This is a genomic window from Thermostilla marina (assembly GCF_054657455.1).
Map to the genome: position 1 here is coordinate 148,995 of NZ_BAAHYR010000001.1, position 17,843 is coordinate 166,837.

Here is a 17,843-nt window from a genome sequence, read left to right on the forward strand (position 1 = left end):
TTGCTATTTGTGTTTGTGTTGCCTATTTTGACATTTGGTTTACCATGGGGAATGGGTTTTCCAGAGGAATACCTGTGGGCTGCTTGCCGGCCCTCCTGTGGAGATTTCGGATTCGGAGCATCGCAGGGGAGAGTGCGTCTCATCGGGCAGCGAATCGCCGGGCGCGGGGCGGGGAGACGTTCGTCGTCTCAAATCCTTTTGGGGCAATAGGTTATCACGATTGATCCGGGATAAGTGCGCGCACCATACACCCCCCAAGAGAACGGAGTGCGCGCCGCCAGAACCCTCCGTTCGGGTGGAATGTTCATCCTTTCAGGTCCTACGATATACTATAGAAACACGGTCGCTGCGGAGGGGGATTCGCCGATCCGCGGCCCTGCGTCACGGACGTCTTGCCCGCACACGGAGTTCGAAGGGCCCGCGCTCATGCCGACGTTGCCACGTGAACCGGACATCTTCCCGGAAAACCTGCTCGAATCGCCGCCGGTTGCCGGCGTGGACGGCGATTGGTGGGCCGTCTACACGAAATCGCGGCAAGAAAAGGTACTCATGCGGTTCTTGCGGCAGCGGGAGATCGGCCACTATTGTCCGCTGGTGCCGAAGAAAAACCGGCTTCGCAACGGGCGGATTCGTACGTCGTACAACCCTCTTTTCTCGGGCTACGTCTTCCTTTTCGGCGACCGACAAGCCCGCGATTTGGCGTACAAATCGAACGTCATTTCCCGCACACTCGAGGTCAAAAATCCCGAGGAACTGATCGCCGACCTCCAGCGGGTCCATCGTGCCATTCAATCGGGACTTCCCCTGTTGCCCGAAGACAAACTCGAATCGGGCGACCGCGTGCGGATCAAAACCGGCTCGCTGGCGGGGATGGAAGGGGTCGTCATTCGACGGCAGGGCGAAGATCGCTTGCTCATCGCGGTGCACTTTCTCCAAAAAGGTGCCTCGATTCGGTTGGACTTGCTCGATGTCGAGCCGGTTTGACTTGGAATCGGCGCCGGATCTTATTTTGCCTATTTTCACATTCCCGCGGCCTGCCCGCCCCCAAAAAGTATTGGAGATGAAGAAAATAGCGAATTTATGGAACACAACACTTGATCGCATCGTGCGGGGCAGGTATGGTCTTTCTCTGGTCGCACCCAGGAGTACTGGAGAAGGGGGCAGCCGCATGCCAGTGGGTGGTGCGACCGTCGAACGGGCCGGAGAAAGGGTATCTAGGAACGCACATCAAGAGAGCCCTCGTCGAGACCATGTTCTACCCCGCCGATGCTGCAACCGAATCGGGGGCTGCCCGCGTGAACGGCGATTACACCGCGCTGTTCACCCACGCCCGCGAGAAAAATCGTTCCATCCCTACGATTCGACGGTCGTCCTATTTCGCGATTCAGCCGATTGTGGGGTGGCTGGCGGCGCTGGTGATCGCATCGGTGATTTGGCCGGTCATCGTCGTCTTGGCCGTGCTCGTCAAATTGACCAGCAAAGGGCCGGCCTTCTACGTACAAGAGCGAGTCGGCAGGGACGGTCGCATCTTTCGCCTGTTCAAGCTGCGATCGATGCGTCACGATGCCGAACAATTGACCGGTCCGGTGTGGACCGATGAAGACGATCCGCGAATTACGCCCTTCGGTCGATTTCTTCGTAAGACGCACTTGGACGAGCTTCCCCAGTTGTACAACGTGCTGCGCGGTGAGATGACGATCGTGGGACCGCGTCCCGAACGGCCGAACTTCGTGGAAGACCTCAAGAAAACGATTCCCGCCTACGACGCACGGCACCTTGTCCTTCCGGGGATCACCGGACTGGCCCAGATCAATTTGCCGCCCGACACCGACTTGGAAAGCGTTCGACGTAAGCTCGTTCTCGATCTGGATTACGTACAGCATGCGACGTTGTGGCTCGATTTGCGGATCATGCTGTGCACGGCCGCCAAGATGTTCCGGTTGCCGGGGTTGATCGTGGCCAAATGGCTGGGCATTCGTCGTGACGCTCGCGTGCCCGCGTGGATGCAAGGTCCGCTACCCGTCCGCGTCGACGGTCCGACGACATTCCGCCGGGCGTTCAGCCGTGCGAAGGCGCTGGCCGAAGGCGAGCGAAGCGGTTCGACGCCCCAAGTAGCCGCGCCGCACACGAACGGCAAGAACGGGAAGAACGGTAAGTCGCACCCGGTGTTACCGCACGAAGCAGCATCCGAGACGATTCCTGCGCCGCACAAACCGCGTTGAAAAGTCGCGTGCCGGTCTGCTTTTCTCCGGCTTTTCCCCTCGTTGAGCAACGCGCCTGTTGCCGGTCGATCGTGACATTCCTCCACACGCTCCGGTGAAACACATTCTCACCTTCGACATCGAGGAATACTTTCAAGTCTCGGGGTTTGCGCGTCACGTGCCGATCGACACGTGGGATACGTTCACGTCGCGGGTGGAACGCCCGACCGCCCGCATTCTCGAATTGCTGGCCGAACACGGCGTTCAGGCCACGTTTTTCATCCTGGGCTGGATCGCGCGGCGGCACGCCGACCTGGTGCGGCAGATTGCTGCAGCAGGTCACGAGATCGGGTCCCACAGTGATCTGCATCGACTGATCTACGACCTGTCGCCCGAGGAGTTTCGGGACGACCTGTTGCGCAGCAAACACATTTTGGAAGACATCACCGGCACGCCCGTGCATTCGTTTCGCGCACCGAGCTTTTCGATCACCCGCCGGTCGCTTTGGGCGCTGGACGTGCTCGCCGAGTGCGGATTTCGGTACGACGCGAGTATCTTCCCGATCGTTCACGATCGTTACGGAATCCCCGATGCGCCGCGCGGGATCCACCGAATCGAACGCGCGGCGGGAACGCTGATCGAAGTTCCCGGCACGGTCGCCGGCGTGTTCGGTATGCGGCTGCCCGTAGGCGGTGGAGGCTACCTGCGTTTGTACCCCTGGTGCGTAACCCGCCGCTTGTTGCACCGTATCGAACGGCGGGATCGCCGGCCGGTGGTCGTGTACGTTCATCCGTGGGAACTCGATCCGGATCAGCCGCGGCTTGCCGGACCGTCGCGTGTTTCGCGGTTTCGGCACTATGTGAACTTGCACACGACGGAAACCAAGTTGAAGAATCTGCTGGCGTCGTTTTCGTGGGATCGGTTGGATCGCTGCGCCGAGGCGTGGTCGGCGGCGCATCCGCCAGAGGATGTTCCTTCGGCGGAGTATCTGCCTGCATGAAACGAATTCTGTATCTGGTCCATCGCAATCCGGCCCCGCCGAACCGGGGACATCGAATTCGCGCGTTCAACTGGCTCGATTATCTTGCGCGTCGGGCGGAAGTCGATCTCGCTTTCCTGGCCGACGAACCGGTCGACGATCGTATGAAGACGATGTTGCGGGCGCGGTGCAGGCGATTTGCGTTCGCGCCGCCGCCGGGCAAGTATCGCTACCTGAAAGGATTGCTCAGCCTGGCGATGGGCCGCACGGCGACGGAAGGCCTTTTCAAACACGGCCAGTTGCGCCGGTTGATTCGCCGCTGGACGGCCGAAACCGACTACGACGCCGTGATCGTCTATTGTTCGAGCATGGTCCAATATGCCGACGCCGCGAAGCTGTGGCGGCGCTGCCCGGTGATCGTCGACCTGGTCGACGTGGACAGTCAAAAGTGGTTCGACTACGCCGAGAAGACCGGCGGCCTGTTTCGTCCCTTGTTCGAACTCGAAGGGCGGCGCTTGCGGAAGCTCGAACGATCATTGACCGACCGGGCGGCGGCGATCTGCCTGGTAAGCGAGGCCGAGGCCGACGTGTATCGCAGCTTTACCGAGGGCGGCCGCGTGACAGCCGTGGAAAACGGCGTCGATCTCGAATACTTCTCGCCCCATGCGCACTTCGTGCGTCCGCCGAACCGGCCGAAAGCCGATCGCGCAGTGCCGGGCTGCGTGTTCATCGGCGCGCTCGATTACCGCGCGAATGTCGATGGTGTGTGCTGGTTCGTGCGTCATGTATGGCCGGAAATTCGCGTGCGTTTTCCGAACGCGCGCTTTCGCCTGGTAGGGGCCGGAGCCGGCGCGGCCATCGCCGCCGTCGCGCGGCGCGAAGGCGTGGAGCTGGTGGGCGACGTGCCCGACGTGCGGCCCTATCTGGCAGATGCGACCGCGGCGGTGATCCCCTTGCGCGTCGCCCGCGGCGTGCAAAACAAGGTGCTCGAAGCCATGGCGATGGGCAAACCGGTGGTGGCTTCGCCCGAAGCGCTCGAGGGCATCGCATGTCGTGAGGGCGAAGACGTATGCCGGGCCGATACGCCCTCGGAGTGGGTCGCGGCCTTGGAACGCATTTTTCGCGACGACGACTTTGCCCGTTCATTGGGCGCAAAGGCCCGCCGCACGATGGAATCGCACTACACGTGGTCGGCGAGGCTTGCCCCCCTGAATGAATTGCTCGGCTTGGCGCTTTCCGAAGTATGATCCCAAGGAATTGCCCGGCGGCCGAATCGGCGCGAAAATGGACGAAAGCAACACCCCTGTTGCCGGTCGGGCGATGGGGACGTCCTGCCGATTCATCGTGTCGCCATGCGGAGAATGCCGGTAGATGACCGCCGACGAATCGAAAATTGAAAATACGGCCGAAACGCCGGATCGACCGATGTTTTGCCCGTACTGCGGAAAGAGTTTGCAGGACGCGGACGAGATCGGTTGCGGTCGGTATCGCTTTCCGCCGGGGTTCAAGCTGTCGGTGGTGATGCCCGTCTTCAACGAGGCCGCCACGATCGACACCGTGTTGCAACGCGTGCTCGACGTACCTATCGACAAGGAAGTGATCGTCGTCGACGACGGCTCGACCGACGGCACGACCAAGAAGCTGACCGCCTGGACGGACCATCCCCATGTCGTCGTGCTACGACACGAGCGGAATCGGGGCAAGGGGGCCGCGTTGCGGACGGCGTTCGCCGAGGCGAAAGGCGACGTGATCGTCATTCAGGATGCCGACCTGGAATACGATCCGCTGGAATATCCGCGATTGGTCGCGCCGATCGCCGAAGGAACCGCCGACGTCGTGTACGGATCGCGGTTCATCGCCGCGGGGCCGCACCGGGTGCTTTATTTTTGGCACTACGTGGCCAACCGCATCATCACGACGGTGTCGAACATGTTCACCGACTTGAACCTGACCGACGTCGAAACCTGCCACAAGGCGTTTCGCCGCGAGGTGATCGCCGACATCCTTCCCACGCTGAAAGAGAATCGGTTCGGCATCGAAATCGAGCTGACGGCGAAGATCGCGCGTCGCGGATGCCGCATCTACGAGATGGGCATCAGCTACCACGGCCGCACGTACCAGCAAGGTAAGAAAATCGGCGCCGGCGACGCGATCCAGGCGATGTGGTGCATCGTCCGTTACGCGTTGCGGGATTGACCCGCCCGGCGCGAATCACGGATTCCATCTTTCGAGACAACGCAACCCAATGGCCGGACTTGTATACGTTTACCTGGTGACGTATCTCGGCGCCGCGGTTGCGCTCTTTTATCCGCTGGTCGGACTGTTCATCTACATTCACTACGCGATCATCAAGCCCGAATCGTTGTGGCATTGGTCGGTCGGTGCGGCAGGTCCCGGTCGGTACAGCTTCGTCGTCGCCGTCGCCATGCTCATCGGTTGGGCGATTCAAGGCGGCGGCAAGTGGAACCTGGGACGCGGAACCGCCATCGCCGCCTTGCTGGTCGGCTTTTTGGCGTGGGTCAGCCTGGGGCTGGTCTATTGTGAGCATGTCGAGCTGGCACAGCATTACGTCACCTCGTTGGCGAAGATCGTGTTGCCGTTCTTGGTGGGGATCACGCTGATCGATTCGAAAGCCAAGCTCCGGCAATTGGCGTGGGTCATCGTCCTCAGCCAGGGATATCTCGCCTTCGACTTCAACCAAAGCTATTACAACGGCTTCAACCGCGTCGTCCTCGACACGTTCGGCGGCTTCGACAACAACTGCATGGCTGCGGCGATGGTGGCGGGCACGGTGCTGGCGTTCTTCTTGGGAATGGCCGAAAAACGGTTGCTCGCCAAGATCGTCGCGTTCGGCTCGGCCGTGCTGATGGCCCACGTGATCATGTTTTCGTTTTCGCGAGGCGGCCAGCTCGGGTTGATCGCCGCGGGCATCGCGGGCTTCATGTTGATCCCCAAAACGCCGCGCTACTATTTGCTGTTCTTCCTTGCGGCGGCGCTCGCTTACCGCATGGCGGGCCCCGAAGTCCGTCAGCGGTTCATGACGATCTTCGTCGACGAAGAAGAACGCGACCAATCGGCCAACAGCCGTATCGAACAATGGAAAGCCTGCCTGAAGACGATCCGCGACAACCCGTTCCTGGGCGTCGGCGCGAACCATTGGCCGCTTCAATCCGAAAAGATGGGCTTGCCCCGGATGCAAGCGCACTCGCTGTGGTTTCAGACCGGTGCCGAGGCCGGCATTCCGGGACTGCTGTTGCTCTCGGCATTTTACGGGTTGACGATGTGGCGGCTGTTGCCGTTTTGCCGCAGAGACGGGCCGCTCGGCGATCCCTGGTTGGAACACATGAGTCGCGGGGTCATCGCGGCGTTGACCGGGTTCGCCGTCTCCGTGTCGTTCATCAGCGTGACATGGCTCGAATTGCCGTATTACGTGGCGATGCTCGGCGCCGCCATCTTGCGGGTGACTTCCGACCGGCAGGCCATGGCCGAAGCAGCAATGGACGACGACCTTGCGGCGGATGAAGAGGCCTTTCTCGATATCGACGATCCCGAGGGCATCGACGACGATACGCCGCTCGATGATTTCGGATATGCAACCTGAACGCCCATGAAGCACGACACCACCGATACCGCAACACAACCCGCACCCGAGACGGTTCGGCCTTCCCGGCCGCCGGAGGACGCCGAAGGACGAAGCAACGGCAAAGTACATTCGCACACGACCGCCGCGGGCGAGTGGGCTTTGTGGAAAGAAATGTTCCTCGAATTGGTCCATTACCGCGAGCTGTTGTACCAGATGGTGCTGCGGGATATCCGCATTCGCTACAAGCAGGCGGCGATGGGCTTCGGCTGGGCGCTGTTCATGCCGTTGATGGTCGTCGCCGCAGGATGCCTCGTGAAATTCGCCCTCGCTTACGCCTCGGGGGATCCGGTGAACACGCCGCGGTTGGCGGGGATGTCGGTCAAGGCGCTGGGCTGGGCTTTCTTCGCCGGTGCACTCGGGTTTGCCTCGAACAGCCTGACCTCGAACATCACGCTGGTGACGAAGGTCTACTTTCCGCGCGAGGCGTTCCCGTTCTCGGCGGTCGTCACGCAGGTGTTCGATACGGCCGTGGGAAGTGCGTTCCTGACCGTCTTTCTCGTTTTGTTTGCGGGGCTGCGCTGGTCGCCCACCTTGTTGTGGGCGCCCGTGTTGATCGTGCTGCTGATCCTGTTCACCGCGGCGGCGGCTTTGTTTTTAAGTTGTGCGAACGTGTTTTTCCGCGACGTGAAGTACCTGGTGCAGGTGATCTTGACCTTCGGCATCTTCTTCACACCGGTGTTCTACGAGCCGCATTTCTTCGGTCCGCGAGGCGCGGGCTGGATGATGCTCAACCCGCTTTCGCCGATGCTGGAAGGGCTTCGGCTGGCCGTCATCGAGCATCACAACCTGTTGGAACCCCTCATCGTGCAGGCGAAAAACGGCGTCCGGATCGTCGCCTGGCAACCGTGGTACTTGGGATATGCTGCCGTGTGGGCGGTGCTCGGCTTTTTCCTGTCGTGGCGGATGTTCCATAAGCTCGAGTTCGTGTTCGCCGAGTACATTTGAGTCCCGCACGTTTCTTGCCGATCGAAAGACGACACCGATGAGCGACATCGCGGTCGAAGTCTGCGGAATTTGGAAGAAGTTCCACCGAGGCGAATTTCACGACAGCCTGCGCGACTTGATTCCCGCGGTCGCCAAGCGGTTGACCGGCCGCGGTCCGCGCCGCGATGAGCTGGCGGAAGGCGATTTTTGGGCCCTGCGCGACGTGAGCTTCGAGGTTCGCCGGGGCGAAGTCCTCGGTCTGGTCGGTGCGAACGGGGCGGGCAAGAGTACGCTGCTGAAGGTCCTGGCAAAGATCATCCGGCCCAACCGCGGTTACTTCCGCGTGAACGGGCGTTTGCGGGCGCTGATCGAAATCGCCGCGGGTTTTCACCCCGATTTGACCGGCCGGGAGAACATCTACCTCAACGGCTCGATCTTGGGAATGCGCAAGAAAGAGATCGACGCCAAGTTCGATGAGATCGTGGCGTTTGCGGGCATCGACGAGTTCCTGGATACGCCGGTGAAACGGTACAGCTCGGGCATGTTCGCTCGGCTGGGATTTGCCGTCGCCGCCCACCTCGAACCCGAAATCTTGCTGGTCGACGAAGTTCTGGCCGTCGGCGACGCCGCCTTTCAAGCGAAATGCCTGGGCAAGATGCGACACGTCGCCGGAGAAGGACGCACGGTCATCTTCGTCAGCCACAACATGAAGGCGGTCACGCAGCTTTGCACGCGAGCGGTGGCCTTGGAGCGGGGCCGCGTCGTCATGGAAGGTTCCGCCCAGGAAGTGGTCATGAACTATCTGACCAAGGCGTTCGACCTGAAGGCCGTCGGCTGTACCGATCTGCCCGACGATCCCGAGTTGCCGCTCGTCGTCCGCCGAGTGAAGATCGCCGCCGAAGACGGCATTCCCGCTACGCTCTTTCCTCGCAGCAAGCCGCTGGAAATCGAGGTCGAGGGCGTGGTTCGGCGCCGGGGCCGGTACATCGTGGCGCTCGACGTGCGGACGTTGGACGACGTACTGCTCTTCCGCACGCACAGCTTCGAACAAGATCGATCGTACGGCATCTTGGACGACGTCGGTCCGTTCCGACTGCGTTGCACCATTCCCGCCGAACTGCTGCCCGGCGGAAAGTATCTCGTCGGCCTGGTGACGGCCGAAAGGGGCCTGCGCGAGCTGCAAAATCGCCGTGCCGTGCTCGAATTCGACGTGTACCAGGACACACCGTTGCGGGGCTCCGACATCATGAGCTGCCCGGGGCTGTTGACGCCCCATTGCCTTTGGGAGAGAACCGACTGATGCCCACCAGCGAACCGAGAACCCTGTCGGTCGTCCACGACATCATTTTGCGACTGGCGCCCGCGAGCGTGATCGACGTGGGCGTCGGGCACGGGAAGACGGGCGTGCTCGTGCGCGAGTTCACCGATATTTGGGCCAAGAACTATCACCGCGAGTCGTGGCAAACGAAAATCTACGGGATCGAGGCCTTCGCCGACTACCGCAACGCCCTGTGGGACTACGCTTACGACAAGGTCATCGTAGGCGACGCGGCGGAGTGCCTCCCGCAATTGCCCGATGCCGACTTGATCGTCGTCCTCGACGTGTGGGAACATTTCCAGCGTGATTACGGCGAACGATTCCGCGAGATGTGCCTCGCCAAGGCCGATTATCTGCTCGTGTGTACGCCGATCGAGGTCCACGAGCAAGGGGCCGTGTTCGACAACGAATACGAACGGCACGTCAGCGAGTGGACACCCGACGACTTCCGCGACGTCAAGCATCGCCTGGTCGCCTCGACCGGCTTCGATTGGGTGTTGCTCTTGTCGAACAAGAAGGCGATACCCTACGAGGTGTGGCGGCGGCATCGGCGGTGGGAGCATTTCCTCCGCGGGTGGCGGGCGTTCCGCCAGGTGAGCAAGCACAAAAACTGGTGACGCGATACGGCGTCGAACCGCTTACCGAACATTCGATCGTTCATTCGATACGGAGACTTCCATGCGATACCTGATCACCGGCGGCGTGGGATTCATCGGCTCGCACCTGGCCGAAAGCCTGCTGGCCGACGGACACGAGGTCGTGCTGCTCGACGATTATTCGACCGGACGTCACGAAAATGTGGCGCACATCGACGGCCATCCGCACTTGCGGATCGTCTACGGCTCGGTGACCGACGCGTCGATCACCTTCGAGTGCGTCCGCGAGGCCGATGCCGTGTTTCACCTGGCCTCGGCGGTGGGGGTGCGGCTGATCATCGAACAACCGGTCAAGACGATCGAAACGATCGTCGAAGGTTCAATGACGATCTTGAATGCCGCGGCACGGTACCGTCGACCGATTTTGCTCACCTCGACTTCCGAAGTGTACGGCAAGTCGCAGCGGGTTCCTTTCAGCGAAGAAGACGACCTGGTCATCGGACCGCCCACCTATCGACGTTGGAGCTACGCCACCGGCAAGGCGCTCGACGAGTTTTTGGCGTTGGCCTACTGGCATCATTCGCGGTTGCCGGTGATCATCACGCGGTTGTTCAACACCGTGGGACCGCGGCAAACGGGACAATACGGGATGGTCATTCCCCGATTCGTCCGCCAGGCGATGCGGAACGAGCCGATCACCGTCTACGGCGACGGGAAACAGACCCGTTGCTTCACGCACGTGAAAGACGTCGTCGGCGCGTTGCGGAAACTGATGGAAACGCCCGCCTGCCGCGGACAGGTCTTCAACGTAGGCAACGACCAGGAAATCTCGATCGGCGAGCTGGCCGAACGGATCCGCGAACTGACCGGCAGCGAATCGGAAATCCGTTACATTCCGTACGAAGAAGCCTTCGGCTCGGGTTTCGAAGACATGCTTCGCCGCGTACCCGATTTGACCAAAGTGCGCAAGGCGATCGGGTACGAACCGCGCCGCACGCTGGACGACATTCTTCGCGAGGTCATCGCCTGGATGCGCGAAACCGAACGCGTGTGAAACGGCCGATTCTTCGCACGACCCGGTTCGCCCGCACACCGCATCGACCGAGATCGAACACACCATGCGAATCTTGTTCACGGGGCTTTCGGGCTCGATTCACCTCGTTCGTTGGATCGAGCAGATCCAAGGCCGCGGCTGGGATATTCACCTTTTCCCGACGCCGTACTTTCGTATTCACCCCGAGCTGAAGGATGTGACGGTCTACGACCTGGAGGATCCCGCGACGGCTGCGGCCGATCCTTCCGTTCGCAAGGTGGACCGCTTCGGAACGGCTTGGGGACGTTCGTGGCGTTTGCCGGGCCGATACAAGGCGTCGAATCTCGTCCGACGGATGGTGCCGCAGTTCGACGATCAAGCGTGGCGCCTGGCCCGGCTGATCGACCGGTTGCAGCCCGACATCATCCACTCGCTTACGCTGCACCGGGGAGGGCTTCCCGTTCTCGACGCGAAGCCGCTGTGTCAAAAGCCGTTTCCGACGTGGATCGTGAGTAATTGGGGCAGCGACTTGTTCTTGTTCGGCCGCACGGCCAAGTACCGCGATCGCTTGAACCGCATTCTCGCCGAATGCGACTACTATTGGTGCGAATGCACCAGAGACGTAAAGCTGGCCCGCGAACGCGGTTTCGCAGGCACGATCTTGCCGGTCATTCCCGTGGCGGGCGGTTTCGATCTCGATCGCGCCCGCGCGTTGCGGTCGAGCGTCCCGCCCTCGAAACGGCGGACGATCGTGCTCAAGGGATACCAAGATTGGGCGGGAAGAGCCTTGACCGCCTTGTATGCGTTGCGGCTGTGTGTCGATCTGCTCGACGGTTACAAGCTCGTTGTCTATACCGGGGGCCGCGATCCCGAAGCGGTCGAAATCGCCGTAGAGCTGTTCTCACAAGATACGGGAGTCGAGGTCGAAACGGTCAAGCACGTCCCCCACGAACGCATGCTCGAATACCACGGCCGCGCCCGCACGTCGATCGGCGTGAATATCAGCGACGCCATTTCGATCTCGTCGTTGGAAGCGATGATGATGGGTTCCTTTCCCATCCAATCGAACACGGCCGCCGCAGGCGAATGGTTCATCGACGGTACATCGGGGATTCTCGTACCGCCGGAGGATCCGCATCCGATCGCCGACGCGATTCGTCGCGTGCTCACCGACGACGCGCTCGTCGACAAAGCTGCCGACATCAACTGGAAGATCATTTCCGAACGCCTCGATCGCCGCACCATTGCCGCGCAAGTCGCCGATATCTACGCCCGCATTGCCGCCGGAGAACCCGTGGAATCACTTTGAGGCCGGCTCGCGCGGCAGCGGTTGATTCCGCATCATCCTATTTGTTCGCATGTCCGATCCCCTGATCGCCTTGATTCCGACGCACGGCCGACCGCGGCTTTTGCTGCGGACACTCGACTCGCTCCGCACCGCGATCACCCCCGGTGCCGTCGACGCGTTGTGGATCATCGAAAACGGCGCGCAAGCGGGCGTGGAGCGGGCCGTTGCCCAGTGCGAGCTGCCCTGCCGCGTGCAATATCTGTATTGTCCGACCGCGGGCATGAGCGCGGCGTTGAATTTCGCATTGGAACGCGCCGCCGATGCGTGGTTGTGGTTCTTGAACGATGACCTGCGAATTCCGCCCGGAACGCCCGGTGCCTACGCGGCGGCGATTCGCGAGGCTGCGAAGGACACGTTCTTCGGCGGCCCATTGGGTGTGGACTACGAAACACCGCCGAAGCCGTGGTTGCTGCCGTATCTGCCGCGTTCGGCGCGAGGTTGGAAGTGGAATCCGGCGGAGGCGGATGGGTCCCCGGAAGCCTACCAGCCGTCGCGTGATCTGCCGCCGCAGCCGTTGTTCTTGGGCGCCAATTGGGCGGCGCACAGCGAGACGGTTCGCTTGGCGGGCGGCTTTCAAAGACGGTTGGGACCGGGTGAAGGCAACATCGCCTGCGGGTGCGAGACCGACTTGCAATTGCGGTTGTATCGGCGAGGTTGTCGCCCGTGCTACATTCCCGAGGCGATCGTGTATCACTGGGTACCGCGCGACCGCTGCACGCCTCGCTGGGCGATCCGCCGCGCGTACAAAATGGGCTTCGGGGCGGGCATGGCCGAGGTCGACCCTTCGGCGAGTGTGTTCGGATACCCCCGCTGGATGCTGCGGATCCGGATTGCCAAAACCTGGCGCTACCTGCTGACGCGCTTGGCGCTGTCGCCGGTGGTCCGCTTTCGTGCGGCCTACGATTGCGCGCTTTTTGCCGGGCAGATGGAGGGCAAACGCCTCGCCCGAATCCGAGCTGCGGCCGAGGCCGCGTCGCCGTTCGGCTTGCAGACGAACGACACCAAGACGACACCAGCTTCGAGGAGTACTCCATGAACGCGGAAGGCGCCCCTTCGACCCTCGATCCTTGCCGCCGTGAACCGCCGGTGTTCTTGATCGGCGTGCATCGCCGCTGCGGATCGAACTTCGTCGCCGACCTGCTGCGCCTGATGTCCGAGTTCCAATTGCCCAATCCGATCTCGGAAGACTATCTTCTCGAACATGCAAAGCTGCTGGTCGAGTACGCCGAACGCACGTCTGAAGAACAGTACCGCAAGCGCTTTTCCGACGAAGCCGAATTTGCAGCGTGTAAGACACGGCTGCTCGGCGAGCTGGGCGAAGGATTGCTGCGATTCTTGTACTCGTTCATCGAACCGGGAAAACGATTGCTCACGAAAACGCCGGATCCGTGGGGACTGACGCATTTTCGCCGGTTGTTTCCCGCGTGCCTGCTGGTGCTGTTGGTGCGCGACGGACGCGACGTGGTCGAATCGGCGTGCCGCTCGTGGCCGCACGAGCCCGCGAAAACGTGGATGCGATCGTGGGCGAAGAATGCTCGAGAAATCCTTGCCTTTATGGACGCGCTTTCGCCCGAGGAGAAAGAACGGACATTGCTTGTGCGCTACGAGGATCTTTTGGCCGGGCGGGAAAAGGTCGAACGCCTGGTTCGCTTCGTGGGCGGCGATCCGGACAAGTTCCCCTGGGAAAAGCTCGATGCGATGCCCGTCCGCGGTTCTTCCGACATTCGCATCAAAGAGGGCGAATTGCACTGGAAGCCTGTCGAAAAGCCGAAAGACTTCAAGCCGGTCGGCCGCTGGCAAAGCTGGTCCTATTGGAAAAAACGGCAGTTCAAGCGAATCGCCGGACGCGAGTTGATCGCCCTGGGATACGTAGCGGACGACCGCTGGTGAACGCTAGGCGTGCCGTCGAACACCGCAGCAACTGAGACGACCGCATGACGGAACCTGTTACGGCGCCGGTGAGCGTCGTCATCCCGGCGTACAATTCGAGCCGTTACCTGGGGGCGACGCTGCGCAGCGTTTTCGCGCAAACGGTACGTCCGCAGGAAATCATCGTCGTCGACGACGGTTCGGAAGACGACTCGGCGGCGCTGGCCGAGTCGTTCGGCCCGCCGGTGCGCGTGATTCGGCAGGAAAACCGCGGCGAATCGGCGGCGAGGAACCGCGGCATCGAAGCGGCGTCGAGCGAATGGATCGCGTTCCTGGACGCCGACGACTTGTGGGCGCCGACGAAACTCGCACGGCAGCTCGAAACCGCCGCCGAAGCCGACGTCGTCCACACGAATTTCTACTTTTTCGGCGACATGGACGGCCGTGTCGATCTGGCAGCGATCCCCGAATCCCGGCGATACACGCCGGCGCACGTCGCCGAAGACAACCCGTTCCGCATTTCGAGTTTGCTCGTCTCCCGCCGCCTCGACTTGCGGTTTCCCGAGTGGACGCAAGACGGCGAAGACTTGATCTACTTCCTCGAATTGGCCCGCAAAGCGAAAGTACGCTTGGTGCCCGAATACCTGACGGGCTATCGCGTGCATCGTGCAGGGCAAAGCGCTCGGGCCGACATGGTCGTCGCCCGGTTTCGGGCGATCGAGGCGTACCTGGACCGGCTCGGCGAGGAAATCACCGCGTCCGAGGCCGATGCCGTACGCGGCGGCTATCTGCGGTTGATGTGCCGCGTGGCGACGCAGGCGAAATACGCCCGACAATGGACGCAATATCACGCGATCCGCGATTTCCTGGCGCGCTTTCCCCGCGCAGAGCTGCTTCCTCCCGAGGCGAAATCGATCACGACCGAACGGTTGTATCCCCGGTTCGCCTACGCGATCAAAGATCGCCTCGACGCGTGGCTTCGCAAAAGGCGCAACTCGTGAGTAGCGGTATTTCGAAGGCGACGACTCCGCCGTGAACGCTTCTTCCCGCAGCGAGCTGCTTCGCATCTACTGTGCGGCCCATTCGGCGCAACCGGGCGGTGCCGAATGGTGCCTCGACACGTTCCTTCAGCGATTCGACCGCGAACGGTTCGACGTGACGGTGGGATTTGCGGCCGAAGGGCCGATGATCGCGCGGGCGCGTGCGGCCGGTTGTCGTGTCGAAATCCCGTACTTCAGTTGGTGGCTCGGCTACGAGCGTTCGTGGTGGTACTGGAAGAACCTGCTCGGGCGCGGTCTGTTTCGTATCCGGCGGTTGGCCCGCGCGTTGCGACGCGAAAGGTTCAGCGTGGTCTACACGAATTCGGCGGTCGTATTCGAAGCCGCATTGGCGGCGAGACGGGCCCGTGTGCCGCACGTGTGGCATGTGCACGAGGTTTTGACGCCGAACTACTGGCCGACACGGCTGATGCCGCTTCCGGCGATTCGACGGCGGATCGGACGTTGGGCGGCGCGGGTCGTGTTCGAGTCGCAGGCGGCGCGCGAAGCGGCGCCCGAAGTACCCCAAGCCAAGGCGACCGTCGTTCCGAACCCGGTCCGCCTTTCACGCGATGCGGTCCCCTCGGACGAAAAAGCCGAAGCCGCACGCCGGGCATTCCGCCGGCGACACGGAATACCGCTCGACAAGACGCTCATCTTGTGGCTGGGACGTTTCTCGCAACGGAAGGATCCCTTCACGGCACTCGAGGCGTTCTTGCGGGCGAACCGCAAGGAAGCCGTGCTCGTGTTCGCCGGAGAGGGGCCGCTCAAACCCGCACTGCAAGCCCGCATTGCCGAGACGAACTCCTCGGATGGGGTATTCACCCTCCCCTTCGTCGATGATGTGTGCGAAGCGTTGGCGGCTTCGGATGCGCTTTTGTTGACGTCGCGGGAGGAATCGTTTGGACTGGTATTGGTGGAAGCCGGCGCGATGGGCAAGCCCGTCGTCGCCGCCGCCGTACAAGGTCCGCGGGAAATCGTTTCCCACGAACGAACCGGGCTGCTCGTCCCGCCCGGTGATCTCGGGGCACTCGTCGGGGCATTGCAGCGGGTGATCGACGATTCGGCGTTGCGGGCGCGGCTGGGGGCGGCCGCGCAGCAGCACGTATGGGCCGAATACGATCCCGCGCTGTACGTCGAACGCCTGCAGTCTCTTCTCGAATCGGCCGGATCGGTCGGATTGCCATGACGCACGAACGTCCCCAAACGACTCCCTTGTGTACCGGCGACGACGCCCCGTTGGTCAGTGTCGTCGTTCCCGTTTTCAACGGATCGCCGTTTCTTCGCAAGGCACTGGAAAGCGTACTCGAACAAACGTATCGCCCGATCGAAATCGTCGTCGTCGACGACGGATCGCAAGACGATTCGGCGGCGATCGCGGCGTCGTACGGGCCGCCGGTGCGCGTGATTCGACAGCCGAACTACGGCGTCGGCGCGGCGCGGAACCGAGCGATCCTTCATGCCCGCGGCGAAATCGTCGCCTTCCTCGATCAAGACGATTGGTGGCTGCCCGCAAAGCTCGAAAAGCAGGTCGCGTGCTTTCGGGATCCGCAGGTGGGTTTGGTGCACACCGGCACGCTACACTATCTGCAACCTGCCGAAAAGTTCGTCGATCCGATCGATCCTTCGGCGCAGCCCGAATTGTTGATCGGTGAATGTTACGACCGCTTGTTGGCGGGAAACGCCATTTGCAATTCGAGTGTGGCCGTGCGACGCGACCTGTTCGCCCGCGTGGGATTGACCAGTCCCTTGGTTCGCGGCAACACCGTTCAAGACTACGATTTGTGGCTGCGTTTCGCCCGCGTGTGCCGATTCGCGTATGTCGACGAACCGTTGACGGTCTTTCGCATCCACGGCGAACAAGGCACGTTCGACCGCCGCGCAATGCTCACCGAGCAGCTTCGGTTGTTGGAGCGTGTGTTGCGTGAGGAGCCGAAACGGCGGCGCCGGCAAATGCGCGACCGCATGGCCTACTTGTACGACTTGTTGGGCACGTTCCACTTGGATTACCGTGAACATCGGCTGGCGCGGCGCCGGTTCGCCCGTGCCCTGCGCTGGCGGTTTCGAGCCCGCACGGCGATCTTGTGGACGCTGGCGTGGTTGCCGCCGCGGGTGTTGAACGGGATTCGACACGTCCGCCGCCGATTCAAGCAGCCCCAGGAAGATCCGTTCACCTTGAGCCCGCATTTCGCCGATCCATCCGACAGTCACACGGTGTCGAAAACCGGTATCACAGGCGCACACGCCGACACCCCACAGGAAACCGCATGAAGGATCGTCCTTCCCTGCCGAAGACGTTCGGAAACCTGTTCGCCTCGTTGAAGGCGACGGTGTGGCGCATGCGCTATTCCATGATGATCGGCGCCCTCGGGCGCGACCGGGCGTTTCAAGCGATTTCCCAGCAATTGGCGGGGGCTCCCGGTGTCGGCGGTGAGTACCTGCGGCGAGCGTTTTACCGGAAGGTTTTTCGCCGGATGGGCAACGATGTCGTCATCAGCTACGGGACGATCTTTTCCCATCCGACGGTGTCGCTGGGCGAATCGGTCTACATCGGCGCGTACTGCGTGATCGGGGATGTGAGTATCGGCGACGAGACGTTGATCGCCTCGGGCGTCTCGATCATCAACGGCGGCAAGCAGCACGGCATCCGCCGAATCGACATCCCCATCCGGCAACAACCGGGCGAGTTCGTGAAGTTGAAGATCGGTGCCGATTGTTGGATCGGCGAGCGGGCGGTGATCATGGCGAATGTGGGGGATCACGCGGTCGTGGCAGCCGGGGCGGTCGTCACGCGGCCGGTTCCCAGTTGGGCCGTGGTGGCGGGTGTGCCCGCCCGCATTATCGCCGACCGCCGCGACATCGCCGAAACATAACCCCCTCGGCGTTCCATTGGTT

At 62.0% G+C, this 17,843-nt stretch carries 17 protein-coding genes; all 17 read left to right on the top strand.

The window, feature by feature from the left end; genetic code table 11:
- Positions 1-426: 426 nt before the first annotated feature.
- The 17 genes from ACYQ2I_RS00540 (at position 427) to ACYQ2I_RS00620 (ending at position 17,821) form a co-directional block, all read left to right on the top strand.
- Positions 427-984, top strand: a complete 558-nt coding sequence (locus tag ACYQ2I_RS00540; RefSeq protein WP_460165029.1) for a transcription termination/antitermination NusG family protein — start codon at positions 427-429, stop codon at positions 982-984.
- A gap of 134 nt (positions 985-1,118) precedes the next feature.
- Positions 1,119-2,222, top strand: coding sequence for a sugar transferase (locus ACYQ2I_RS00545; RefSeq protein ID WP_460165030.1), 1,104 nt, complete (start codon positions 1,119-1,121; stop codon positions 2,220-2,222).
- 58 nt (positions 2,223-2,280) lie between these two features.
- Positions 2,281-3,201, top strand: coding sequence for an XrtA system polysaccharide deacetylase (locus ACYQ2I_RS00550; RefSeq protein ID WP_460165031.1), 921 nt, complete (start codon positions 2,281-2,283; stop codon positions 3,199-3,201).
- Complete coding sequence (locus ACYQ2I_RS00555) at positions 3,198-4,427, top strand: TIGR03087 family PEP-CTERM/XrtA system glycosyltransferase (RefSeq protein WP_460165032.1); 1,230 nt, start codon at positions 3,198-3,200, stop codon at positions 4,425-4,427. Before ACYQ2I_RS00550 ends, ACYQ2I_RS00555 begins: the two co-directional genes overlap by 4 nt.
- Before the next feature lie 124 nt (positions 4,428-4,551).
- Positions 4,552-5,376 (top strand): glycosyltransferase family 2 protein, encoded by an 825-nt coding sequence (locus ACYQ2I_RS00560; RefSeq protein ID WP_460165033.1) that lies wholly within the window; start codon positions 4,552-4,554, stop codon positions 5,374-5,376.
- Between the two features lie 49 nt (positions 5,377-5,425).
- Positions 5,426-6,781, top strand: a complete 1,356-nt coding sequence (locus ACYQ2I_RS00565) for an O-antigen ligase family protein (RefSeq protein ID WP_460165034.1) — start codon at positions 5,426-5,428, stop codon at positions 6,779-6,781.
- Positions 6,782-6,787: 6 nt separating this feature from the next.
- The gene (locus ACYQ2I_RS00570; protein ID WP_460165035.1) at positions 6,788-7,768 is read left to right on the top strand and encodes an ABC transporter permease; all 981 of its coding nucleotides are present in this window, start codon (positions 6,788-6,790) and stop codon (positions 7,766-7,768) included.
- Between the two features lie 37 nt (positions 7,769-7,805).
- The gene (locus ACYQ2I_RS00575; RefSeq protein WP_460165036.1) at positions 7,806-9,047 is read left to right on the top strand and encodes an ABC transporter ATP-binding protein; all 1,242 of its coding nucleotides are present in this window, start codon (positions 7,806-7,808) and stop codon (positions 9,045-9,047) included.
- Positions 9,047-9,682, top strand: coding sequence for a class I SAM-dependent methyltransferase (locus ACYQ2I_RS00580; protein WP_460165037.1), 636 nt, complete (start codon positions 9,047-9,049; stop codon positions 9,680-9,682). The genes ACYQ2I_RS00575 and ACYQ2I_RS00580 overlap by 1 nt, the downstream gene beginning before the upstream one ends.
- Before the next feature lie 61 nt (positions 9,683-9,743).
- Positions 9,744-10,715: a GDP-mannose 4,6-dehydratase gene (locus ACYQ2I_RS00585; protein WP_460165038.1), complete on the top strand. Its 972-nt coding sequence runs from the start codon at positions 9,744-9,746 to the stop codon at positions 10,713-10,715.
- Positions 10,716-10,779: 64 nt separating this feature from the next.
- Positions 10,780-12,003: a glycosyltransferase family 4 protein gene (locus tag ACYQ2I_RS00590; RefSeq protein WP_460165039.1), complete on the top strand. Its 1,224-nt coding sequence runs from the start codon at positions 10,780-10,782 to the stop codon at positions 12,001-12,003.
- 49 nt (positions 12,004-12,052) lie between these two features.
- A complete protein-coding gene (locus ACYQ2I_RS00595) occupies positions 12,053-13,078 on the top strand; it encodes a glycosyltransferase family 2 protein (RefSeq protein WP_460165040.1) in 1,026 nt (341 codons plus the stop codon).
- Positions 13,075-13,932 carry a sulfotransferase gene (locus tag ACYQ2I_RS00600; protein ID WP_460165041.1) on the top strand — a complete coding sequence of 286 codons (858 nt, stop codon included), beginning with the start codon at positions 13,075-13,077 and terminating at the stop codon, positions 13,930-13,932. The genes ACYQ2I_RS00595 and ACYQ2I_RS00600 overlap by 4 nt, the downstream gene beginning before the upstream one ends.
- A 44-nt stretch (positions 13,933-13,976) precedes the next feature.
- Positions 13,977-14,912, top strand: coding sequence for a glycosyltransferase family 2 protein (locus ACYQ2I_RS00605; RefSeq protein ID WP_460165042.1), 936 nt, complete (start codon positions 13,977-13,979; stop codon positions 14,910-14,912).
- A 31-nt stretch (positions 14,913-14,943) separates the two neighbouring features.
- Positions 14,944-16,137: a glycosyltransferase gene (locus ACYQ2I_RS00610; protein ID WP_460165043.1), complete on the top strand. Its 1,194-nt coding sequence runs from the start codon at positions 14,944-14,946 to the stop codon at positions 16,135-16,137.
- The gene (locus ACYQ2I_RS00615; protein WP_460165044.1) at positions 16,134-17,219 is read left to right on the top strand and encodes a glycosyltransferase family 2 protein; all 1,086 of its coding nucleotides are present in this window, start codon (positions 16,134-16,136) and stop codon (positions 17,217-17,219) included. Before ACYQ2I_RS00610 ends, ACYQ2I_RS00615 begins: the two co-directional genes overlap by 4 nt.
- The gene (locus tag ACYQ2I_RS00620; RefSeq protein ID WP_460165045.1) at positions 17,216-17,821 is read left to right on the top strand and encodes an acyltransferase; all 606 of its coding nucleotides are present in this window, start codon (positions 17,216-17,218) and stop codon (positions 17,819-17,821) included. The genes ACYQ2I_RS00615 and ACYQ2I_RS00620 overlap by 4 nt, the downstream gene beginning before the upstream one ends.
- Positions 17,822-17,843: the final 22 nt, after the last annotated feature.